Annotated in this window: 17 protein-coding genes; 9 read left to right on the top strand and 8 right to left on the bottom strand. The window is 55.5% G+C overall.

Features of this window, described 5'->3' with window-relative positions:
• Positions 1-9: 9 nt before the first annotated feature.
• From J0A66_RS01155 to J0A66_RS01165, 3 genes are read right to left on the bottom strand one after another with little or no spacing between them, the layout of a single operon-like run.
• Complete coding sequence (locus tag J0A66_RS01155; RefSeq protein ID WP_206571931.1) at positions 10-657, bottom strand: EboA domain-containing protein; 648 nt, start codon at positions 655-657, stop codon at positions 10-12.
• Positions 658-665: 8 nt separating this feature from the next.
• Entirely contained in the window at positions 666-1,550 is an 885-nt protein-coding gene (locus J0A66_RS01160) for a UbiA family prenyltransferase (protein WP_206571932.1), read from the bottom strand.
• Positions 1,547-2,743, bottom strand: a complete 1,197-nt coding sequence (locus J0A66_RS01165) for a 3-dehydroquinate synthase (RefSeq protein WP_206571933.1) — start codon at positions 2,741-2,743, stop codon at positions 1,547-1,549. Before J0A66_RS01165 ends, J0A66_RS01160 begins: the two co-directional genes overlap by 4 nt.
• Positions 2,744-3,233: 490 nt before the next feature.
• Between J0A66_RS01165 and J0A66_RS01170 the strand changes: the two genes are divergently transcribed.
• The 8 genes from J0A66_RS01170 to J0A66_RS01205 all read left to right on the top strand — a co-directional run bounded on the left by J0A66_RS01170 (position 3,234) and on the right by J0A66_RS01205 (position 14,421).
• Entirely contained in the window at positions 3,234-4,403 is a 1,170-nt protein-coding gene (locus J0A66_RS01170; protein ID WP_206571934.1) for an HDOD domain-containing protein, read from the top strand.
• A gap of 286 nt (positions 4,404-4,689) precedes the next feature.
• Entirely contained in the window at positions 4,690-5,895 is a 1,206-nt protein-coding gene (locus tag J0A66_RS01175; protein WP_206571935.1) for an aspartate aminotransferase family protein, read from the top strand.
• 101 nt (positions 5,896-5,996) lie between these two features.
• Positions 5,997-7,025 carry an arginine N-succinyltransferase gene (astA, locus tag J0A66_RS01180; RefSeq protein ID WP_206571936.1) on the top strand — a complete coding sequence of 343 codons (1,029 nt, stop codon included), beginning with the start codon at positions 5,997-5,999 and terminating at the stop codon, positions 7,023-7,025.
• 2 nt (positions 7,026-7,027) lie between these two features.
• Positions 7,028-8,497, top strand: coding sequence for a succinylglutamate-semialdehyde dehydrogenase (gene astD / locus J0A66_RS01185; RefSeq protein WP_206571937.1), 1,470 nt, complete (start codon positions 7,028-7,030; stop codon positions 8,495-8,497).
• 225 nt (positions 8,498-8,722) lie between these two features.
• Entirely contained in the window at positions 8,723-9,523 is an 801-nt protein-coding gene (locus tag J0A66_RS01190; RefSeq protein ID WP_206571938.1) for a DUF1338 domain-containing protein, read from the top strand.
• A 251-nt stretch (positions 9,524-9,774) separates the two neighbouring features.
• Positions 9,775-10,701, top strand: a complete 927-nt coding sequence (locus tag J0A66_RS01195; protein ID WP_206571939.1) for a chemotaxis protein CheV — start codon at positions 9,775-9,777, stop codon at positions 10,699-10,701.
• Positions 10,702-10,833: 132 nt separating this feature from the next.
• Positions 10,834-13,200 carry a zinc-dependent metalloprotease gene (locus tag J0A66_RS01200; protein ID WP_241263939.1) on the top strand — a complete coding sequence of 789 codons (2,367 nt, stop codon included), beginning with the start codon at positions 10,834-10,836 and terminating at the stop codon, positions 13,198-13,200.
• Between the two features lie 168 nt (positions 13,201-13,368).
• The gene (locus J0A66_RS01205) at positions 13,369-14,421 is read left to right on the top strand and encodes a peptidase M42 (RefSeq protein WP_206571940.1); all 1,053 of its coding nucleotides are present in this window, start codon (positions 13,369-13,371) and stop codon (positions 14,419-14,421) included.
• A 58-nt stretch (positions 14,422-14,479) separates the two neighbouring features.
• Here the strand turns inward: J0A66_RS01205 and J0A66_RS01210 are convergent, their stop codons facing one another.
• From J0A66_RS01210 to J0A66_RS01230, 5 genes are all read right to left on the bottom strand, one after another.
• Positions 14,480-15,310 carry a PEP-CTERM sorting domain-containing protein gene (locus tag J0A66_RS01210; RefSeq protein WP_206571941.1) on the bottom strand — a complete coding sequence of 277 codons (831 nt, stop codon included), beginning with the start codon at positions 15,308-15,310 and terminating at the stop codon, positions 14,480-14,482.
• Between the two features lie 238 nt (positions 15,311-15,548).
• Positions 15,549-17,105 (bottom strand): amidase, encoded by a 1,557-nt coding sequence (locus J0A66_RS01215; protein ID WP_338143851.1) that lies wholly within the window; start codon positions 17,103-17,105, stop codon positions 15,549-15,551.
• 88 nt (positions 17,106-17,193) lie between these two features.
• Positions 17,194-18,234: an ACP S-malonyltransferase gene (locus J0A66_RS01220; RefSeq protein ID WP_206571942.1), complete on the bottom strand. Its 1,041-nt coding sequence runs from the start codon at positions 18,232-18,234 to the stop codon at positions 17,194-17,196.
• Positions 18,234-20,480, bottom strand: a complete 2,247-nt coding sequence (locus tag J0A66_RS01225) for a dehydrogenase E1 component subunit alpha/beta (protein ID WP_206571943.1) — start codon at positions 20,478-20,480, stop codon at positions 18,234-18,236. The genes J0A66_RS01220 and J0A66_RS01225 overlap by 1 nt, the downstream gene beginning before the upstream one ends.
• A 21-nt stretch (positions 20,481-20,501) precedes the next feature.
• Complete coding sequence (locus J0A66_RS01230; protein ID WP_206571944.1) at positions 20,502-21,677, bottom strand: acyl-CoA dehydrogenase; 1,176 nt, start codon at positions 21,675-21,677, stop codon at positions 20,502-20,504.
• A 142-nt stretch (positions 21,678-21,819) separates the two neighbouring features.
• Here J0A66_RS01230 and J0A66_RS01235 point away from each other — a divergent pair, with 142 nt between their 5' ends.
• Positions 21,820-22,635: a LysR family transcriptional regulator gene (locus J0A66_RS01235; protein WP_206571945.1), complete on the top strand. Its 816-nt coding sequence runs from the start codon at positions 21,820-21,822 to the stop codon at positions 22,633-22,635.
• Positions 22,636-22,757: the final 122 nt, after the last annotated feature.

Here is a 22,757-nt window from a genome sequence, read left to right on the forward strand (position 1 = left end):
TCCTTGATTTCACTGGCTAAGTAACCAGTCGATGCCCTGGGGAAACACGCGGCCCGCTGCCCTGCGTTCTTCTTTCAAATCTGTCACCAGTCTTTTCATTGTCGGGTTCATGCGTTGCAGGATGCCCTGAACCTGGCGAATGTCCAGATCCATGAACAGGGCCTTGAGAACCAGTTGGTTAAAGGCCTCCTGGCAATAATGCCTTGCCGGGTAAGGGTTATACAGGGCAATGGCCGCATAAGCCTCCTGGCTGTTCGTACGGGCGGCATGGACCATATGCTCCACCATCAGGCCCTGAGTATCCATCAGGCTCATAGCCTTCAGCCAGGCTATTTTCTCCTGTTCGTCACCCTCACGGTAGAGCCGGGTAAAGACCAAAGCCCGGCTTTCATTGTTATAATGTAACAAAATTCGGTAAAGAAGGAAGACCCGGCCGACGTGGGCGACTGTCCAGTGACCAGGTAAGGGAAATCCCGGGTAGACCTCCTCGCCCAGTTTTCTGCGGGCCATGGCACTGTACAGGGCTGTGTTTTGCAGGCCTTTTTCCCCACAATTCACTCCCTGCAGTGCCTGCATGAACCATTGTCTGGCCGGATCCCTAAGTTGGACGGAGAATTCCGCCAGGGCTTGCTCCAGTTTATCTTCTGCCAGTTGCATACAACCTCCTAGGTGGCGCTGATCCAACGCTGTAAGACTGGCATCAGGCAAAAAGCCGCCAGACACAACAGGCTGAGCCAGGACAGCCCAAGTGCCGCAAGGACCATGGCGTCGATCAGACTGATGGCGGCCAGGAGTGCGCCGATCAGCTTCCTGGGCGGAGCACGCCTGACAACCAGTACCTGAATAAAATGCCATGCAATCCAGGTGCAGAAGACCAGGGCCAGAGCGTAGTAAAGCCAGCCGGGATCCATGGCGGACAAAGCCAGTGGACCGAAGAGCAGCAACAGGGGCCAATGCCGACGTACGGACATGGCGGTGGGGGCCAGATGCTCATCACGAGCCAGGTAAGTGACGGCGGCGATGTAGGTGGCCAGTATCAGGGCGCAGGCCAGCAGCAGCCAACTAGCCTGGCCAAGCAATATTCCACTGGCAAGATAGAGTTGGACACGACACAAGCCCATCAGCCAGGCACAGTGGGGTTGCTCCTTGTGCCAGCGATTGTAGGTCCAGATAGTGGCAGTCAGCAGGCCACCCAAGATCAGCGCCGATACGACTTCCCGTCCTCCCTGTACCCAGGTCAGGACGACAAGCAGCAGCATACCCATGGCAAAACAGGCCATCGCCAGCCAAGCGACTGTTTGCCGGTCAGCCAGCCCCTGTGCTATTGGACGGGGATTGGCGTGTTGTTTATCCCAGGTGGCGTCGCAGGCATCGTTCTGCAACATGCCACCTGTATAAAAGGCCGACATGGCCACCAGCAGCATTATCCATTGCCACACTGGCAACCCACTGGCGGCCACCAATCCCAGGGAGCCCCCTACCAGGACATTGGTCCAGACTGACGGAAGGTTGGAGGCGCGGGCCAGGGTTAAGAAAGTACGGGGGGTCATCGGCATCCTGGAGCAGATTCTTCCGCTGTTCTGAGTCTTTCAAGGGCGCTGATCATTTGCCCTCGGTCTATCTGCTGCACATCCAGGGCGCTGCCAATACCGGTGAGCATCGGAATCGACAGATCGCCCCCCAGATGCTGGCGGAAGTCCTCCAGTCCCTGCAATATGGCCTCCTGGTCAGCCAATTCAGGATACCAAAGGGGAAACTCCAGCCTGACAAGCAGACTCAACAACCGTGCCAGGGCCTGCTCGTGGAGCAGGCCGACTAGGTTGGCGTAAAATGCGTCCAGCAACATGCCCACCGCTACGGCTTCACCATGGCGGATGCGATGGTTCGACAGTACTTCCAGCTTATGGGCACTCCAATGCCCATAATCCAGCGGTCGCCCGTTGCCCCGCTCGAAAGGATCGCCCCCCAGAGTGATCTTGTGCAGATGCAATTGGGCGCAACGATATATGGCGAACTGGCTGGCTTCTGGCTCGAAGGCTGCCAGGGCAGAGGCGTTGCCTTCCAGCCAGGCAAAGAAGCCGGCATCCTGAATTAGGGCCACTTTGATGGCTTCGGCCAGCCCTGCCCGCTTGTCCCGGCGGGAGAGGGTTGCCAACAGTCCAAAATCGTTGATAACCGCTTTCGGCGGGCAGAAATTGCCAAGCAGATTCTTGTGTCCCAGTGCATTGATGCCGTTCTTCACCCCGATCCCTGCATCATTCTGGGCCAGCACTGTCGTGGGAATACGGATCAGGGGGACGCCACGGTGAAATGTTGAACAGGCAAAACCAACCAGATCCAGCACCGCGCCACCGCCTATGGCACAAACAAAATTGTGCCTGTCCACACCCAGATCCAGCAGTTGCTGGTGGAGCTTAGCCAATTCATCACCTTGTTTGCCCACCTCGCCGGCTTTTACCGGCACGGGCGGCGCCAACAACCTCACTTGGTGAAAGCTGCAGTAGGCCGTGACCTTGGCGGTCAGACCTGGAAGGGCCTGCAACAGATTGTCGTCGACGAAAAACAGTACGTTGCCCGGTGCCCCGTCTTCTGTGCACAGCTCCCGGGAAAGGGTGGAATTAGCCGGGGAGAAGACCTCCCGGGTAAAACGCACGGCAAAGTGGAAGGGGACTTGAAAGGCGGCCTCTAGATCGCCCGGCATTTGCTCTGCCGAAGAGTTGGCCAAGCGTTGTGCGACATCCATTTTAAGTGCTTATTCTCATCAGCGGCATTACTATTGGGGGCAAAAGATACCAGAAAAGTTATTTCATTGCGCAACCAGCTTAACTTGTGGCTCAACTGCCTGTGAAGCGGCCGGTTCCTCGAAGACCGACGCTGAACCCGGGAACTTCAGCCCCGTTACTGACAGACCTGGCAAAAAGCAAAGCTGTGGTCGGATCCATGCTGGAAAAGCCCTCGCACATTTAAGAATTTTTACCGAATCTATTAGCTGAGGTGGCCATTGGCATTACCGGCAACAAGTGAGATGGCCGCTGCTCAATCTGCTGGTGTCCGTGATTCTTACCTCGATGGTGTGAGCCGGAGGGGGGAGCGCAGTGCCGAGAGTTTACTGCATGCCGGCCCCTTGGCGGCGAGGGCAGCACAACGGGAAAACTTACCGCCGCGGGCTTTTTCCTTTATGATCTGGGCCTGAGCCCGATAACAATGACATACCCTTGTCCATAAGTGATTGAATGAGCGAGCAGAAACCTATCGCCCAACAAATTGAGGAAAGATTCAGCGCCCTGCTGCTGGGGCTGGAGCTGGCCAAGCAACTGAGCCTCTGTGAACCGAATGAGGATCAGCCTGCCTTTGCCACAGACAGCGACGGCCGTCAGTTGCTGATGGTGGAGAAGGTGGCCCGTCGGGACAAGAAACTGAATCAGAGTTCCCATCAGAGTTTTCTCGACCAGCTTCAGGACAGGATCCAGGACGAAATACTGATCCGCCTGGATGATCGTCTTCAGGATACCGAGCATCTTTACAACAAGCTGTTGGGAGTGCATGAAAACCTGCCGGACATTCTGGATGTGATGTCGGTGCGGGCAGCCTCCATCGGCAGGCTGGAGCCCCTGGTCGCCACTGTCAGTTGGCTGTCCACGGATCTCATTAAGATGATTAATATGCCCAAATACCGTCGCACCAATAGTAAGGGCAAGGTCATCCCTGTGGATAATCTGCGTGTGGCGCTGAGCTTTCTCGGGCTGGAAAATCTCAAAATGGTGATTCCGTCCCTGGTGTTCCGCCGCTGGATCCCGCAAATTACCGATCCTTATCCCAGTATCAAGACCCGCCTCTGGGAGCAGGCCATTGGCACCGGCTTGGCATGCAAGAAAATTGCCCAGGTCTGCCAACTGGATGAAGGTCACGCCTTTACCCTGGGTATGTTTCATGAGGTGGGCAAGCTGGTATTGACCCGCTTGTACTTTCGCCTGTTCGACGAGGTGGTGCGTGATGCCGTACACGAGGCTCATGAAGCCAGGATGAAGGAAGAGCACAGCGCCCTGACCGAACTCACTCCCTCCGGAACGGGCTTGCTGGCCATCTATGATAAGTATGCCGCTTCGGTCAGCAGTCGTCTGATCAAACGCATGGACTTTCGCAGGGTTTGCATAGCCCCTGCCATGGAGGAGTTTGCCGCCAATCTGCCGGTCAGGGAGATGTCCCCCATGGGAAAGGTGCTCAGGCAGGGGGATGCTTACAACAAATATCGTATGCTCAAGACCTACCGTTTGATCAACATGGATGAAGCCAAGATGTATCTGCGAGACCTGATGATGCCGGCCGGCGCCCTCTCCCTGTTGAAAGCGACGGATCTTCGCCATCTGAACCTGACCTTCGATGAAGATCAGGAAGCTTCCTGACAAAAGTAAAAAATATTTTTACATATTCATGCAGCCCCCATTTGGGCGCTACAATAGCGGGCTGACTTCCGATATGGCGAGAGCAATTGTGCCCTTACGGGCAGTGCTCTTGATATAGTTATTCACTATTCCTGCAATAATAGACCAAGCCCTTGTAAATCAAGGGTTTTGAAGGTGTTGCAGGGAGACATAAGGGATGAAATCTGGAATAATGGCGCCATTTTCGCCATTGCCCCGTGGCCGCATATAAAACAAGGGGCCACCAGCAAAGCAAGAGGTAGATAGAATGAAAGTCACTCGTGAGTTATTTGATCAAGTCATGGCCCCCAACTATAACCCGGCCAATATGATCCCGGTTCGGGGTAAAGGGTCCCGCATCTGGGATCAGAATGAGGTGGAGTATGTGGATTTTGCCGGCGGTATTGCGGTTAATTCCCTGGGACATTGTCATCCGGAAATGGTGGCCGCCCTCAATGAACAGAGTCAGAAGCTCTGGCATCTGAGTAACGTTTTCACTAACGAGCCGGCTTTACGTCTGGCCAAGAAACTGACCGATGTGACATTCGCCGAGCATGTGTACTTTGCCAACTCTGGTGCGGAAGCCAACGAAGCCGCACTGAAACTGGCCCGCCGCTGGGCTCTTGATCATTATGGTGAACAGAAAAACCAGATTATTTCCTTCAAGCAGGGGTTCCACGGTCGCACTTTCTTCACCGTTACCGTAGGTGGCCAGCCTGCCTATTCCGATGGTTTTGGACCCAAGCCCGGCGCCATTGACCACGCCACATACAATGATCTCGCCAGCCTGCAGGCCCTGATGTCTGACAATACCTGTGCAGTCATGATGGAGCCTCTCCAGGGTGAAGGCGGTATCATCAGCCCCACTCCTGAATTCGTTCAAGGCGTACGCGAACTGTGCAACAAGCACAATGCGCTGCTGATTTTCGACGAAGTGCAGTCCGGTGTGGGTCGTACCGGTCAGCTGTACGCTTACATGGGGCTGGGTGTGACTCCGGATATCCTGTCTACGGCCAAGGCCCTGGGTGGCGGATTCCCCATCGGGGCCATGCTGACCACCAAAGCCATTGCCGCCAGTCTCAAAGTCGGGACCCACGGCAGCACCTATGGCGGTAACCCCCTGGCCTGCGCCGTGGCTGAACGTGTGCTGGACATCGTCAATACTGACGAAGTGCTCAACGGGGTAAAGCGCAAGGAGCAGATGTTCCGTGACGGTCTGAACGCCATCAACGACAAGTATCATGTATTCAACGAAATTCGCGGCAAGGGCCTGCTGCTCGGCGCAGCGCTGAACGAGAAGTATCAGGGCCGTGCCCGGGATTTTCTGGTCGCCTCCGTGGAGGAACAACTGATGTGTCTGGTGGCTGGCGCCAATGTGGTGCGCTTCGCCCCGTCGCTGATCATTCCCGACGAAGACATTAAGGAAGGTCTGGCGCGTTTCGAGCGGGCCGTAGCCAGGGTCGTCAACGGCTGAATGAACAGGCAGGGGCTGATCAGCCCCTGCTTCCAAGCCGGTTCATCCGGCGTTCTGTCCTACAGGCATGCAGCCTTTTACAAGAGCGGGAGTAAGCGACCATGATGGTAATTCGCCCAATCCAGGCCAGTGACTATCCGTCACTGCATGAAATAGCCGTTGAGTCTGGCATAGGTTTCACCTCATTGCCGGTCAACGAGGAATTACTGCGTAACAAGATTGCCTCTTCGGAAGCGTCCTTCGGTCGCACGGTGGAGAAACCTGGCGAGGAAAGCTATCTGTTCGTCATGGAGGATACCCAAAACGGACAGGTGGTGGGAACCAGCGGCATCCAGGCGGCAGTGGGTAAAGATGACGCCTTTTATCATTACCATATTGGTAAGGTGGCCCATGCGTCCCGTGAGCTGAATATCTATAACATGGTGGATATTCTCACCTTCTGTAACGATTACACGGGCGTCACCGAAATCTGCACCCTGTTCCTGCGGGAGCAGGCCAGAAAAGGCAATAACGGCCGTTTCCTGTCCAAGTTTCGCTTCCTGTTTATCCGAGAGCATCAGAAACGTTTTTCTGAGACGGTGATCGCCGAAATGCGCGGGGTTTCGGACGAAAATGGCGGTTCGCCGTTCTGGCAGTGGCTGGAGGAACACTTTTTTTCCATGGACTTCCCCACGGCAGATTATCTGACCGGCATTGGCCAGAAGGTCTTTATTGCCGAACTGATGCCCAAGTATCCGATTTATGTGAGCCTGCTGTCCAAAGAGGCCCAGGCTGTCATTGGTAAGGTACATGAAAAAACCCGACCGGCACTGCAACTGCTGGAATCAGAAGGTTTCCGTTGCCGCGGCTATGTAGACATCTTCGATGCCGGCCCCACGGTGGAAGCGGATCTGCAACATATCCGCACGGCCCAGAACAGCCGGAAACTGCCGGTGCGGATTGGCGACACGGAAGGCGCTAATACTTTCCAGATTATCAATACCCGTATCCAGGGATTCCGCGGGATCGCAGCACCGCTGCGTATCGATGAACAACAGGAGGTCGCCATATTGTCCCGACAGGCGGCCGATGCCCTGCAGATAGACGAGGGCGACAAGGTGCGTTTTGCACCACTCAAATTGAAGGGGTAACAATGACCAAAGCACAATTTATCGCCGGCCAGTGGCTTGAGGGCCAGGGCCATGACATCGCTTCTCAGGACCCGGCCAAGAAACAGACCATCTGGCAGGCCAAATCGGCCAGCCCCGCCCAGGTTGGCGAGGCCGTCAGCGCCGCCCGGCAGGCTTTCCTGCCCTGGTCAGAATTCAGCTTTGAGGAACGTCTGGTCTTCGTCAAGCGTTTCGCCGCCCTGCTCGGTGAGCACAAGGATGAGCTGGCCCTGACCATCGCCAGGGAAACCGGTAAACCCCTGTGGGAAACGGCCACAGAAGTGGGCGCCATGATCGGCAAGGTGGCCATTTCAGAGCGGGCTTATAAGGAACGTACAGGTACGGTAGAAAATCCCATGCCGCTGGGCAAAGCCTATATTCGCCACAAGCCCCATGGGGTGGTTGCGGTCTTCGGCCCGTACAACTTCCCTGGTCATCTGCCTAACGGGCATATAGTGCCTGCCCTGCTGGCGGGCAATACGGTGATATTCAAACCCAGCGAACTGACGCCGCTGGTGGCCCAAAAAACGGTTGAACTGTGGGAAAAGGCCGGTCTGCCACAAGGGGTGATTAACCTGGTGCAGGGCGAAGTGGAAACCGGCAAGGCGTTGGCCAGCCATCCCGGTATCGACGGCTTGTTCTTTACCGGCAGTTCACGCACCGGTAAGTTGCTGCACGAACAGTTTGGCGGCCATCCGGGCAAGATCCTGGCCCTGGAAATGGGCGGCAATAACCCGCTGCTGGTGAGGGGTGTATCGGATATCGATGCCACTGTGCATGACATAGTACAGTCGGCCTTTGTTACCTCGGGACAGCGTTGTACCTGTTCTCGCCGACTCTTCCTGGAACAGAATGAGCAGGGTGATGCCATCCTGGCCAGATTGCTGGAAGTGACTCGGCAGATTCAGGTGGGTGACTATGATGCCGAGCCCCAACCTTTTATGGGGGCGATGATTTCCTCCCGAGCGGCCCAGCAAATGGTTGCGGCGCAAAAACAGTTACAGGACCTTGGTGCAGAATCGCTGCTGGAAATGCAACACCTGGATCCTGAGTCAGGCTTTGTGACCCCCGGCATTATCGATGTCACCGGCATTCTGGACAAGATGCCCGACGAAGAGCATTTCGGTCCCCTGCTCAAAGTGATTCGCTATAGCGATTTCGACCAGGCTATTGAAGAGGCCAACAATACCGTATTTGGCCTGTCAGCAGGCTTGTTGTCGGATGACGCCGAACTGTATCAGCATTTCTTTCGGCGTATCCGTGCCGGCATCGTCAACTGGAACCGTCCCATCACAGGTGCCAGCAGTGCCGCTCCCTTTGGCGGCATAGGTGAAAGTGGTAACCACAGGGCAAGTGCCTACTATGCGGCGGACTACTGTGCCTACCCGGTCGCTTCGGTGGAACTGGAGAAATCGGACATGCCTGACAGCCTTAATCCAGGTCTGAAGTTCTAAAATTTACATTTGTTTAACAAAAAGGTGGCTAAGCCACCTTTTTTGTATCTTAAATATGAGAAAACAGCCTTCTACAGGAGAGATAAGTTGTTTTTATCTGGCTGTATGTTTTTTGTTCTCGGATCCTGTATAATCCGTCACACAAGGCTTTGGTGATTACTCGAGTGACGGGTTCTGAGTAATTCACAATGTTTTAATCTGAAGATAGGAAGTAGTACCAAAATCATGCATAACAACGTTGAAACCTTATTCGCCAGTCTATGGCAGGATTACGTCGCCATGACGCCTTCGGCTCAGAAAGTTCACCAACTGCTTGGTGACGGTGATGAGCTGATCAACGATCATGTGGCGTTTCGTACATTCAACATTGAGAAGGTTAACCTGGACAAGCTGGCCGCCCATTTTCTCGCTCTGGGCTATGAAGAAAAAGGTCAGTATGATTTCGAACAGAAAAAGCTGAAGGCCAGACATTTCGAGCATGCAGACGAAACCAAACCCAAGGTGTTTATCAGTGAGTTGCTGGTGGAGGCTTTCTCCGCACCCGTACAGGCCATCATCCACAAAATGGTCGATGCCGTTCCTGCCGATGCGGTGAACAAAGAAGACTTTCTCTATTCCGGCACCCACTGGAAAGTCAGCAGCAGTGATTACCAGACGCTGCTCAACGAGTCCGAGTACGCGGCCTGGGTTTCCGCCTGGGGGTTTCGTGCCAATCACTTTACCGTCAGCCTGAATCACCTGAAACAATACAGCCAGTTGGCAGAGGTCAATAACAAGCTTAAGGAAGCGGGTTTTGAACTGAATACCTCTGGGGGTGAAATCAAGGGGGGTCCTGAGGTGCATCTGGCCCAGTCTTCGACCATGGCGGACAAGATGGAAGTGCAGTTCAGCGATGCCAAACTGACCATCCCAAGCTGTTTCTATGAGTTTGCCCAGCGCTTCCCGCTGCCAGATGGCAGACTCTATACGGGCTTTGTGGCGGCCTCTGCCGACAAGATCTTCGAAAGCACCAACGTCGGCATGTAAGGCTGTTTTCACTCATTCCCAGGGCCCGCTACAGCGGGCCTTTTTGTTATTGCCGGGTATCCGGTTTACAGACGGCCGGGCAGATCGGCACAGCAGGGGGAATGGGCGAAAAAATTCCTGTAAATCCCTGTTGTTGCTATTGTATTAGGTGTAGCTTTAACAGGTAGCTGTGAATGGCATGAAGCCTTCACCATCAGGGGACAAGGCGCAGTCCATACCCGATATAATGACAGCGAGAATCTGGAGCAGTCATGAGTAACTTAATGAATTCGGTCAATCAGCGGACCAATATCGTCGGTCAGAACCGACTGGAACTGCTGATCTTCAGGCTGCTTGGCCAACAACCCTTCGGCATCAACGTGTTCAAGGTCAGGGAAGTATTGCAGTGCCCTGAGCTGACTGAGATGCCGGGCGCCAGCCCCCATGTGAGGGGAATAGCACATCTGCGTGGTGTCCCCATTACCGTAATCGATCTTAGTCAGGCCACCGGCGGCAAACGCATTGAAGACCTTAAAACCGCCTACGTACTGGTCACCGAATACAACCGTAACACCCAGGGATTTCTGGTCGGCAGTGTGGACCGCATCGTCAATATCAACTGGGAACAGATCATGCCGCCACCCAAAGGGGCCGGTGCGAACCATTATCTGACCGCCGTGACCAGAGTCGACGACAAGCTGGTCCAGGTGATTGATGTGGAGAAGGTGTTTGCCGAGATTTCCCCCGTCGATGAAGAAGTCAGCGAAGCGGTCAAGAGCCAGGGTGCCGATGTGGATGTCAGCCAGATGACGGTACTGGTGGCGGACGACTCTTCGGTGGCCCGCAATCAGGTTAAACGGGCTCTGTCCTCCATTGGCGTTAATGTGGAACTGGTCAATGACGGTCGTGAAGCCCTCAAGTGGCTGGAAGCCAAGGCCAAGGAAATGGGTGGCGACATTACCAGCAAGGTCCCGCTGATTATCTCGGATATCGAAATGCCGGAAATGGATGGCTATACCCTGGCTGCCGAGGTCAAGGCCCATCCCGACCTGCGCAAGATCCACATCATTTTGCATTCTTCTTTGAGCGGTGTTTTCAATGAAGCCATGGTGCGAAAAGTGGGGGCGGATCAGTTTATTGCCAAGTTCCACCCGGATGAACTGGCCTCGGCTGTGCGTAAATGGATGACCAGTCACTGATTTAACCGATCCGGATTGCTCTGGGGCGGTCCGGATAACCCGCCCTCTAGCCAACTGTTCTTTATCCCCTTCCTTAAATCCCTTCCAGCATATAAGGTAACGCCCTGAGTTTTAAAAAGAATCGGGGACACCATGAGATTGCGAATCGCGCTTGTACTCCTACTGTTAACGCCTGCAGTCTGGGCCACCGGCATAGCCGAATTCAGCAAGGGTATGCAATATAGGGACGGCTATTTCGACTTCTACTACCAAAGCGAAGAAGACAAGCTGTATCTGCTGGTGGACAAGCTGGATCAGCCTTTTATTTTCCAGAGTAGCCTGCCACGGGGCATGGGCTCCAACGACATTGGTCTGGATCGCGGGCAACTGGGGGAGACCCGGCTGGTGCAGTTTGAGCGGTTTGGCAACAAAGTCTTTTTAAAGCAACTCAACAGCTATTACCGGGCTGCCAGCGACAATCCGGCAGAGCAGGCCAGTGTCGATGAAGCCTTTGCCAGTTCAGTACTGGCCGGTCTGCCGGTGGTGGCGTCCGATGGCAACCGGTTGCTAGTGGACTATACGGAGTTTCTGTTCAGTGATATCCACCAGATCGCCGAACGTCTGACCCAGACCAATCAGGGCAGCTACAAGGCGGATGCCAAGCGCAGCGGAATTTTCCTGGAGCGAAGCAAAGCCTTTCCCCGCAACACCGAGTTGGAGGCCCTGATTACCTTCGCAGGTAGCAAGGCCGGCGACCATGTGAAACAGGTGGCCCCCGCCCCGGATGCCATTTCGGTGCATTTGCATCACTCCTTGATTGCACTGCCCGAGGAAGGCTATCAACCCAGGGCATTCCATCCTTACTCCGGCTATTGGAAAGTGGAGTATATGGACTATGCTGCTCCAATTGATCAGTCCATGGTGAAGCGTTTCGTTCCCCGCCATCGTCTGCAGAAGCAGGATCCCGGCGCGTCGGTCAGCGAGCCTGTGGAGCCCATCGTTTACTACCTGGACCCGGGCGTCCCTGAGCCGGTCCGCAGCGCCTTGTACGATGGTGCCATGTGGTGGAATAACGCCTTTGAGAAGCTGGGCTATAAAAATGCTTTTGTGGTCAAGCCCCTGCCAGCCGACGCAGATCCCATGGATGTGCGCTACAACGTCATACAGTGGGTGCACCGGGCGACCCGGGGCTGGTCATACGGCTCCACGGTCACGGATCCGCGCACCGGCGAAATCCTCAAAGGGCATGTGACGCTGGGCTCACTGCGGGTGCGCCAGGATTTCCTCATCGCTACCGGCCTGACCAGCCCTTATGATGGCGGCGCCAACGATACCCAGACCCAGTTGGATATGGCCCTGGCCAGAATTCGACAGTTGTCCGCCCACGAGGTCGGCCATACCCTGGGACTGATTCACAATTTTGCGGCCAGCGCCAATGATCGGGCATCGGTGATGGATTATCCCCATCCCCTCGTGACTCTCGAAAATGACAAAATCTCATTAAAAAATGCCTACACAGAAGGGCTGGGAAAATGGGATCTGTACGCCATCGAATATGGCTACGGTGAGTTCGGCGATGACGAACAAGACGCCTTGCGTAAACTGGTCAGCCAGGCCAAAGAGCAAGGGCTGGAATATATAGCCGATCGCGATGCCAGGCCGGCAGGCGGCGTCAGTGCCAGGGGACACTTATGGGATAATGGCGCCGACCCGGTAGCCGAACTCAAGCGGTTGCTGGCGGTACGCCGTGTAGCGCTGAATAATCTGGGGCTGGCCAGTATCCCTGACCAGGCGCCCCTCTCCAGCCTGCAGGAAACGCTGGTGCCCATCTATCTGCTGCATCGCTATCAGGTGGAAGCTGTCGCCAAACTGGTGGGGGGGCTTGAATATGAATATGAACTTAAAGGGGATCACCCTAAGCCCAGGGGATTAAAGCATGTCGGCGCCGATCAGCAGCGCCGGGCGCTGGAGAGCCTGCTGGCCACCCTTTCCCCTGACGTACTGACCTTGCCGGCCGACCTGCTGACTCTGATCCCGCCCAGGGCATATGGCGATACAGACGGCCGGGAGAGTTTCCAGGGCCGTACGGGGCTGGCATTTGATCCCATCAGTGCTGCAGAAGCGGCCGCTAATCATACCCTCAGCTTATTGTTGCATCCCCAGCGACTGAATCGTCTGGCGATGGCAACCGGCGAGCTTAATATTGAACAGATGCTGAAAAAGCTGCTGGAGAAGAGCTTCAAGCAGCCAGCCTCCAGGGGCGTGGAGAGCCTGATCCGGCAGCGTACGGATTACCTGGTATTTTATTCCCTTATGCAGGCGATGCAGAATCCCGACCTGGCGCCTGTGGCCCGTGCCGAACTACTGACAAGTCTGACCGGACTTAGGGAGTGGCTGGAAGATCACCAGGAACAGGCCCAGTACCGCCTGATTGCCCGTGAGTTGCATTGGTATCTTGAGTCCGGCCAGTGGCAGCCAAAGTATACGCCCCTGGCGCTGCCACCGGGGTCGCCCATTTAAAACGCGAAGTTTAATGGCCACCACAGTGACACAAAGAGAAGACCCTGAGCCGGAAAACTCTTTGTGTTCTGTGCCCTGGCGGTTAATCAGCCAGCCGATTTTACTGGCGTCATCCCGCTGCCCAACATTATCCTTATGACTATTGTCCTTTGTTTAACGTAGCCAACCATGTCCGAACTAAATGAAATCATCGATCTGCTGAAAACCCTGATTCGGGAACCTGCGGTGGTGGGCGCCGAACATTCTTTCTTCCGGGTATTGCAGCGTGAACTGGAAGAGCGGGGTGCCAATGTGACCTGGTATGAAGGGGTGTTGGTGGCGCAGGGCAGCAAGCCTTTTTCGGCCATGTTTTCGGCTCATATCGACAGGCACGGATTGATCTGTACCGGTCCCAATGAATTCCAGTACGCGGCCTTCGTGGCAGGCAACCGTTCCGATCTGCTCGGTAACTCAGTGTCCGAGCAACTGATCAGCAAGATAGTCGACAGGTTCGACGCCACGCCTGTCATCGCCTATGAGCCCTGGTCCGGGGCCTATCGCGGTAAGGGCAGAATTGCCAGCAGCTATGTCTGTGAGCGGCGTAACAACCTTATCTTTACCCTCGAAGGACTGGAGCACCTGGTGGCCGGCACCCCGGTGGCCTTTGCAGATCGACTCACTGTCAATAGCGATACCATCAGCGGACAGCTGGACAATGTGCTGACGGCGGCTTTTCTGGTTCATTTATTCAGCCGGGGATTCCAGGGCACTGCCTTTTTCACCGCCCAGGAAGAAGCCGGTAAGAGCTGGCGCTATCTCCTCGAATGGTTCCGTCGCTTTGGCAGTCGTACTAACCGCCTGATAGTGGTGGACACCAGCCCCTATCCTGACAGGAATGAAGCAGACAAACAGCATCTTGTGCTCAGGCACCGGGATGCCAATGCCCAGTTTGATTCAGTGCTGACCGAACAACTGCAGGCCATCTGCGAGGTTTATGGCCATACCTGCAGTTACAAGGACGAGTATATTGATAAGAAGAACGCCCAACTGAGCGAAGGGCAGGCGGTACAGTCTTACGGCAGCACCGAGATGGGCCGGATCATTGCAGCTTCCAACGGCATGGTCACCGGCAGTACCCTGCAAATTCCCACTACCGGCTATCACACCATGGAAGAAACCGCTTCCCTGGATTCCTGCCGGGCCTTTCTGACCGTGCTGAAGCGTGTGGCAGAAGTTCAGTAGGAATTTTCACCAACAAAGGGGAAGCTGGGCGGCCTTGATTAGCTGCCCAGCATAGGATCTAACTGAACACCCGTTTCCGGCTCAGCAGCACAGCCAGCAGACCGATACCAAGCAGTAACAATGGGGTAGGCGCTGGTACCTGTGTCGCTCCACCACTTCCTACAATGATCTGAATCTGTGTTCTGGCCAGTTGTTGTCCCTGGGCATCGAATGCGGCCAGATAGAAATCGTAAGTCGCATCAATTGTGGGGTCGAAACCGGGAATAAACCAATGGGGCTTCCAAGAGTTCTGGGCCACATTGAAGTCGGTGAGGTTCGTGGCATAGGCCGCTGTTGCTGCCGCTGCCACCCCCGCGTCTGCACTGCGGCATCCACTGACCTCTGTTCCTGCGCCATTACCTGTGCCGTTGTCACCCATGGAATGATCCCAGCATACCGAGTTGGCAATGGGTTCAATGCCATGGATGAGATCGAAGGTCAAAAAGTCGGTAGACAGGCTAGGATCAGTGTCCAGGCCGAGTACAAAGCTCAGATCCGCAAGCATAAAGTTAAAGTTGTCGTCACCCGAATAATCGCTGTTGATCGACCACTCGAAACTCCACTGTGCAGTGGGTGCGGACTGAGTGGGGGCGACACCGGCATTAAAGCTATATGTCCCGTCACCATTACTGTTGAAAGTATTTTCCGGCTGACCGGCTGCATTATGTCTGAGCTTGCCGCGCAGCCCGAGTTCGATGCCGTTATTCTGCTCTGTGGTAAAGCTGCCATTGGCATTGCCGCTGCCAAAGATGACATCCGGCGTGATGTCCTGGTCATAGAGTATTACTGCTTGGGACGACCCGCAGACCAGGGATGTCGCCAATAGCAGGGCGGATAATTTATTTTTCATTTTATCTCCTGAAGAGCATTTCCTGAGGTTTGAAGATGATACTGCAAACATCACAGAGCATTGCCTTTCCCTTTAATGCAAGCGAAGACATAGGGCGACCCTGAATGTCGAAAAAATGAACAAGCAAGACGCGGGCCATAGATAAAAACCCATGTAGAACAAAAAGATAATAAAATATTATTTGTGAGGCATCGGAGGTTGTTAAATAATTCGACGCCACTTTCAGTCTTTACGGTTGTCAGTAGCCGGATGGCGGGACCCTGTGTTGAGTGGCCTGCTCATAGCCGTAGGCAGCCTCTATCAGCACAGCTTCTGAGCGGGCCCGGCCAAAAAAGCTGATTCCCACAGGCAGGGCGGGTTCTTCTGCTACCTGCACAAAGCCCATGGGCACGGTAATATGGGGATAGCCGGCTACTGCCGCCGCGGAACTGGCTGAGCCCAGGAAATGATCGCCGTTGAGATAATCGATCTTCCAGGCCGGCCCTGTGGTGGGCGCGATCAGCAGATCGAGCCGATGCTGATCCATTGCCGCATCGATCCCCTCAGCACCGGCCAGGCGTCTTGCCCGTTGCAAAGCTTCTTCATATTTCAGTTGTTGCTCTTCGCCGCTGCTGTCTTCGGCCATCAGAAACAGTTCCTGGCCGAACAATGGCATGGCTACAGCCGCATGCTTGTCGTTGGCAACAATCAAATCGGCAAGGGACCGGTACGGACTCTGACTGGCCTGCAGATAAGCGGCCAGATCCTGTCTGAATTCATGTAACAGCACGGTGAATTCATCATCATCCCATTGATCCAGGGTTGGCAGTTCAACTTTGTCAATCAGAATGGCCCCTTGTCTTCTCAGTATCTCCAACTGGGCGTCGAACTGCCTGTCCAATAGATCATGGTATCCGGTCAGATTACGCACTATACCGATGCGCTTGCCCGCCAGTCCGTCAATCTTAAGATGCCGGCTAAAATCCAGTCCCCCTGCATAGGAGACCGAATCCCCCGGATCTTCACCCGCCATGGCTTCCAGCAGGATCACCGCCCCACTTACTGTGCGTGCCATGGGGCCGGTAGTATCCTGACTGTGGGCGATGGGAATAATACCATCGCGGCTGATCAGGCCCAGGGTGGGCTTGATGCTGACAATACCGTTAACTGCTGCCGGACAGACAAGGGAGCCGTCTGTTTCAGTGCCCACGGCTGCCGCAACCATATTGGCGGCCACCGCTACCGCTGAGCCGGAACTGGATCCACAAGTGGAGCGGCTGGAATCATAAGGATTGCGGGTCTGGCCGCCAAGGCTGCTCCAGCCCGAACTGGAGCGGCTGGAACGGAAGTTTGCCCATTCACTGAGATTGGCTTTGCCCAGGATCACTGCCCCTGCGGCCCTGAGTTGCTGTACCAGAAAAGCATCATCAGGTGGCTGGTTGTCTTTCAGCAGCACTGAGCCTGCCGAATTGGCCATACCGACGGCATCGATATTGTCCTTAAGCAGCACAGGAATACCGTGTAAGGGGCCCCGTACTTGTCCGGTCCGGCGTTCCTCATCCAGAAGTCTGGCCTCGTTGGCAGCCTCGGGGTTAAGGCTGATTACGGCGTTCAGGATCGGCCCCTGTTTGTCCAGGCTGGCAATGCGGTCAAGATAGTAAACTATCAGTTCCTCGCTGCTCAGCCGGCCTTCCTGGAGGTAAACCTGCAGGGCCGGCAGACTGGCTTCCTGCAGATCGGGTCGGGTAGGGGCATAAGTCTGGCAGGCGGTAAGTAACACCGCCAGCAGCAAGCCGGTAAACAGTCGGTTCAGCACGATCTCACCTGGAATGATAAGCACCTGATTGTGTTTACTTTATCAGCAAACTTAGCCGATACCAGCGGATTTCCTACTGCGGAGCCAATCAAACTACCAGTTTTCGCTGGGCCTCCATACCCATGGCGAGCAACACGGGGTCCGTTTCCTGCCGGGCAATAAAATCGGCCTTACCAGCCAGCTTCCAACAGTGATGCCGGATCAGGGACTGGGCCGTGGCCCCGCCCAAGGTTGCGCCGGGGCCGAGAATAATCAACTTATCCGGTGCAAACTCCTTGATAGCCACTTCGATGGCCTTGTCATAATGGTAAGGATCCACCACTTGGGTATTCAGGGTGTAATGATATAAGGCCGACAGGTCAGTGCTGTGCGGCTGCCAGATCCGCCCTTCGCCGTCGATCATGGGCAGGTGTGGCCTGGAAAACAGCGCCTGTGGCAGGGTCTGTCTGGCCTTCTCAGAAATGCCTTTTAACATTGGCGTATGAAACGCCGCGTGGTTATACAGGCGCATGGGATAGCGGTCCTGTAACCGCGGCAGACGCTGCTCCATGGCTTTCATACCGGCTTCGTTGCCGCCCATTACCAGAAAACCGCCAAGGAAGATGGACGGATAGATTTCAGCTCCGGGCAGGGTGTTCACTTCCTGTATCCAGTGCAAGATCCGGGCTTTGAGCTCGCTGTCTTCCACCCAGTCCTCGTTACAGGTGGGGTAGATCATCTGGCCGCCGATGAGGCCGCCGCTCATCATCGAGCCCATGCTGTTAATAAGTTTGATAGCCTGCTCTTCGCCCAGGGCGCCGGCCAGGGCCAGGGCGATATACCAGCCCATGGAATTGCCGGTCACCGCAACTATCTCGTACTTTTCACGATTAATGGCGTCAAAGTCGCCGCGGGCACAGGCATAAATCAGGGCCGAGGCATTTTCTCCCGCTGTATGCATGGGCAGCTTATACGCGGGCATGGCGTCCAGCTCTGCCACCGGCACCTGGCCCTGCCCGGTGCGATAAGCATCGATAACCTGCAGGATGTGGCTTTTGTCAGAATGGTAACGGCCGAAATAGCCCAGCTCGTCCTTGTTATAGGTCCCCCTGCCAGGGCAGATGACCACAGCGGTCTGCTTATCTGTCATCAGCTTACCTCCCGGTACCTGGCGGCATTCTGGTCGGGTTTACCCACCATCTCTCTCGCCAGGGCCACAATCTCATCGCTGGAAGGCAACACCTCATAACTGGCACTGCCCAGGGGAATAAAACAGTCTTCTGCACACAGACGCTTAAGCTGTGGTAAAGCCTGCCCCAGTGCCTGTCTGGCTTCGGTGATCAAGGTAACCAGGGCTTCGCTGACTGAGGCCGTCTGACGACACTCATCGACAATCAACACTTTGTTATAACCCCGGGTTTGCTCGATGATGGCCTCCTCGTTGAGGGGGACCAGCCAGCGCAGGTCCACCACTTTGCAGCGAATGCCCTGTTCAGCCAGTTGTTTTTCTGCCTGTCTGCTCAGGTAATAACCGTTGCCGTAACTGACAATACACAAATCCTCGCCTTCGCCATAAACTCCGGGTTCGCCCAGAGGCAGACGACCAGCCTGCTCAGGCGGCACATAGGGGAAAGACCAGAGGTTGTCACCCTCTTCATGCAAGTCTTTTTTCATATACAGGGCGATAGGTTCGAGAAATACCACCAGACGCTGCTCTTCCCTCGCCAGGCGCACACATTCGCGCAGCATCTCTACCGCATCGGCACCGTTGGAGGGACAGGCCAGGATAAGTCCCGGAATATCGCGGAACACGGCAAAGCTGTTGTCGTTGTGAAAATGTCCGCCAAAACCCTTCTGGTAGGCCAGGCCGGCAATGCGTATGACCATGGGGTTACTGTACTGCCCGTTAGAAAAAAACGGCAGGGTGGCGGCTTCGCCGCGGATTTGATCCTCGGCATTGTGTACGTAAGCCAGGAACTGAATCTCAGGGATGGGCAGCAGACCGTTGTGCGCCATGCCGATGGCCATACCCAGAATGGACTGTTCGTCCAGCAGGGTATTGGTGACCCGGGGCGCACCAAACTTTTCATATAACTTGGCGGTTACATTGTATACGCCGCCCTTACGACCGATGTCCTCGCCACACATGACGATTTCCTCGTGCTGGGCCATCAGATCCAGCAGCGCCCAGTTGATCAGTTTGGCCAGGTGCTGGGGCTTGCCCAGGTTATGTTTTTCATGGCTGAACAGTGTATTCCGATCTACCGGCTTTGGCACCGATGCATGGCGTTTTGGCGGTATGAGGGCGGCCTTGATCTGCGCCGCATGAGTCAGTTTGGGCCGGCTGGCGGCCCGCTCGCTGATCCTGGCGATTCGTTGCTCCACCTCCAGATAGAGCTGAATAATTTCGTCACCCGATAATATCTGGTTATCCAGCAGTAACCCTGCACTGTACAGTAGCGGATCCTGCCGTTCACTGGCTTCGATGGCAGCCAGTTGCCGGTAGGCAAATTCCGAGTCCGACCCCGCATGACCCAAAAGGCGCACGGTACGCACGTGCAGGAACAGGGGCTTACGGCGTCGTCTGACCCAGTCTGCGGCCGCCTTGGCCGTCTGGTAGGTATCCACCAGGTTCAGCCCGTCACAGTAGCGATATTCCAGAGCGGCCCTGTTGGCGAAATTGGCGTGGATCCACCCTTGCGGAGTGGGCGTGGAGATGCCGATGCCATTGTCCTCGCAGACAAAGAGTATCGGCATGGGGATGGACTGATACGAAGCCCAGGACGCCGCGTTAATGGCTCCCAGGGCAGTGGAATGATTGGCCGAGGCATCGCCGAAACTGCACAGCACTACACCGTCCGGTCGCATCACCGAATCAATGCCCAGCTTGTTGGTCAGGGCGATACTGTAAGCTGCCCCCATGGCTTTGGGCAGATGAGAGGCAATGGTGCTGGTCTGAGGTGGAATAAACAGATCCTTGCTGCCAAGGACCTTGTGCCGTCCCCCTGAAATGGGATCTTCGCTGGACGCCGCAAATGACAGCAACATATCGTATAAGGGGGTGGTGCCAGGCTTCTGCTTGCTGCGCTGGATGACAAAGGCGCCGCTGCGATAGTGCAAAAACGCCATGTCATCCGGGCGCAGGGCGGCGGCCACCGCAGCATTGCCTTCATGGCCAGCACTGCCGATGGTATAGAAGCTTTTGCCTTCCTTTTGCATCTTACGTGACTGTAAATCCAGGTGACGACTCATCACCTGGGTTTCGAACAGATCAATCAATTGTTCGGGACTGAGACCCGCATCCTGAAGGGAAGCCCTGACACTGCCCTTTGGCAGGCGATCTTCCTGCACATCCCGGATCAGGTTTTGTCTGACAATGGTGTTGCGGTCCAGCATCAGCGACTCCTTAACTGCTTATCAGGAAAAGGCCTGCAGGCCGGTCTGAGCACGGCCAAGGATCAGGGCATGCACATCGTGGGTACCTTCGTAGGTATTCACCGCTTCTAAGTTCATCACATGACGGATCACATGGAACTCGTCGGCGATCCCGTTGCCGCCGTGCATATCCCGGGCAATACGGGCGATATCCAAAGCCTTGCCGCAGGAGTTGCGTTTAATCAGTGAGATGGCTTCCGGCGCAAGCAGATCTTGATCCATCAGGCGGCCTGCCTGCACACAGGCCATCAGGCCGGTGGTGATTTCGGTCTGCATGTCGGCCAGCTTCTTTTGAATCAGTTGGGTGGCGGCCAGGGGGCGGCCAAATTGTTCCCTGTCCAGGGTGTACTGGCGGGCCGCATGCCAGCAGAATTCAGCGGCACCCAGGGCGCCCCAGGCGATACCGTAGCGGGCCTTGTTCAGGCAACCGAATGGCCCCTTCAGACCGCTCACATTCGGCAGCAGACCGTCTTCGGGGACGAAGACGTTGTCCATCACAATCTCGCCGGTGATGGAGGCGCGCAGGGAGAATTTGCCTTCAATCTTGGGCGCGCTCAGTCCCTCCATGCCTTTTTCCAGCACGAAACCACGGATTTCGCCGTCCAGCTTGCCCCACACCACAAACACGTCGGCAATAGGGGAGTTGGTGATCCACATCTTGGTGCCGGTAAGGCGATATCCGCCATCCACTTTCACCGCACGGGTAGCCATGCTGCCCGGATCGGAACCGGCATTGGGTTCGGTCAGGCCGAAACAGCCCACCCATTCCCCGGTCGCCAGTTTCGGCAGGTACTTTTTGCGCTGTTCTTCTGAGCCGTAAGCATAGATAGGGTGCATCACCAGCGAGGATTGCACGCTCATGGCGCTGCGATAGCCGCTGTCCACCCGTTCCACTTCCCGGGCCACCAGGCCGTAGGTGACATAGTTTACGCCTGCGCAGCCGTACTCTTCCGGCAGGGTGGCGCCAAGCAGGCCCAGTTCACCCAACTCGTTCATGATTTTCCTGTCGAAGATCTCATGGCGGTTGGCTTCCAGTACCCTTGGCATCAGTTTTTCCTGACAATACTGATGAGCGCTGTCACGAATCATGCGCTCTTCTTCAGTCAGAAGGGATTCCAGGGAAAGGGGGTCCTGCCAGTTAAAGTTGGGTCGAGACATAGGAAGATACCTGCTTGATGGTTGTTAACAGGATGATAATAAGGGTAAATAACCTGAAGGAATAGTACCGATTTTCTTTAAGAGATATAGGTGTAGACTATGGCCTGAGGATAGATGACCAGCGATAGTTGAGGAGTGAGGAATGGACCTTAGGGCCCTGGCCCATTTTGTGGCCGTGTATGAAAAGGGCAGCCTGAGCGCTGCATCTCGCAGCCGCTTTATTGCCCAGCCCTCCCTGTCGGCTGCTCTGAAGCAACTGGAGGGGGAACTGGGCCGGCAATTGTTTAACCGCCACGCACGTGGCGTGAAGGCCACCGAAGCGGCTGAGCAGCTCTATCCCCTTGCCAAGCAATTGCTCGGGCAGGCCGATGCCATCCAGGCCATGTTTGTTGGCAGTCGTGTTAAGGAGCCTTTCAGACTCGGTCTGAGCAAGGGGCTGGGAGTGGTCAGGATGAGTTCCCTGCTTAAGGAGCTGACGGCGGCCAGGGACTCCCTTGAACTGACCCTGGTGCCGCCGGAAGACGCCTGCGATGCCAGAATCATCACCCGGGATTTGTTGCTTCCGGGAGAGAAGTTCCAACTGGTCTGGCGCGAACAGTATCAACTGGCCATTCCGGTTAACCATCCGCTCAGCCTGTTGGGCAGAATCTGTCTTGAAGATCTGGCCGATGTGGCGTTTATCCAACGCACACCCTGTGAAGCCTGGACCCTGCTGCGCGATCAGACCCGCAAGGCCGGTATCAGCCTGGACATCCGGGCGAGAATTCAGACCATCGAATATGCTCTGGGCCTGGTCAGTGCCGGGCTAGGTTGCGCCCTGATCCCGGTGCATCCGGAGCTGGAACAACAGGATATACGTTTTCAGACGCTACAGGGACTGGAACTGGCCCGGGAAATTGGTCTGGCTTACCGCCAGGAGACCGAAATCGTGCAAATGCTCAGGCAGCTGTTGAGCTAGGGCGTGCTTATATTTCTCTTGGTCTGTGTTGAGAGCGAAAGAGCTTCAATCAAGGCGCCAGTAACGCTGTTTTGCCATCAAAACAAGATGGGAGCAGAGTGAGGGATTTTTAGCCTCAACCC

Origin of the sequence: Bowmanella dokdonensis (assembly GCF_017254865.1) — a bacterium.
GTDB lineage: Bacteria > Pseudomonadota > Gammaproteobacteria > Enterobacterales > Alteromonadaceae > Bowmanella > Bowmanella dokdonensis.

Excerpts from the sequence above, each read along its gene's own strand:
- astA (WP_206571936.1), top strand. The coding sequence starts at position 5,997 with ATGATGGTAATTCGCCCAATCCAGGCCAGTGACTATCCGTCACTGCAT.
- astD (WP_206571937.1), top strand. The coding sequence starts at position 7,028 with ATGACCAAAGCACAATTTATCGCCGGCCAGTGGCTTGAGGGCCAGGGC.
- J0A66_RS01195 (WP_206571939.1), top strand. The coding sequence starts at position 9,775 with ATGAGTAACTTAATGAATTCGGTCAATCAGCGGACCAATATCGTCGGT.
- J0A66_RS01210 (WP_206571941.1), bottom strand. The coding sequence starts at position 15,310 with ATGAAAAATAAATTATCCGCCCTGCTATTGGCGACATCCCTGGTCTGC.
- J0A66_RS01170 (WP_206571934.1), top strand. The coding sequence starts at position 3,234 with ATGAGCGAGCAGAAACCTATCGCCCAACAAATTGAGGAAAGATTCAGC.
- J0A66_RS01155 (WP_206571931.1), bottom strand. The coding sequence starts at position 657 with ATGCAACTGGCAGAAGATAAACTGGAGCAAGCCCTGGCGGAATTCTCC.
- J0A66_RS01225 (WP_206571943.1), bottom strand. The coding sequence starts at position 20,480 with ATGCTGGACCGCAACACCATTGTCAGACAAAACCTGATCCGGGATGTG.
- J0A66_RS01160 (WP_206571932.1), bottom strand. The coding sequence starts at position 1,550 with ATGACCCCCCGTACTTTCTTAACCCTGGCCCGCGCCTCCAACCTTCCG.
- J0A66_RS01205 (WP_206571940.1), top strand. The coding sequence starts at position 13,369 with ATGTCCGAACTAAATGAAATCATCGATCTGCTGAAAACCCTGATTCGG.
- J0A66_RS01200 (WP_241263939.1), top strand. The coding sequence starts at position 10,834 with ATGAGATTGCGAATCGCGCTTGTACTCCTACTGTTAACGCCTGCAGTC.
- J0A66_RS01220 (WP_206571942.1), bottom strand. The coding sequence starts at position 18,234 with ATGACAGATAAGCAGACCGCTGTGGTCATCTGCCCTGGCAGGGGGACC.
- J0A66_RS01235 (WP_206571945.1), top strand. The coding sequence starts at position 21,820 with ATGGACCTTAGGGCCCTGGCCCATTTTGTGGCCGTGTATGAAAAGGGC.
- J0A66_RS01230 (WP_206571944.1), bottom strand. The coding sequence starts at position 21,677 with ATGTCTCGACCCAACTTTAACTGGCAGGACCCCCTTTCCCTGGAATCC.
- J0A66_RS01165 (WP_206571933.1), bottom strand. The coding sequence starts at position 2,743 with ATGGATGTCGCACAACGCTTGGCCAACTCTTCGGCAGAGCAAATGCCG.
- J0A66_RS01175 (WP_206571935.1), top strand. The coding sequence starts at position 4,690 with ATGAAAGTCACTCGTGAGTTATTTGATCAAGTCATGGCCCCCAACTAT.
- J0A66_RS01190 (WP_206571938.1), top strand. The coding sequence starts at position 8,723 with ATGCATAACAACGTTGAAACCTTATTCGCCAGTCTATGGCAGGATTAC.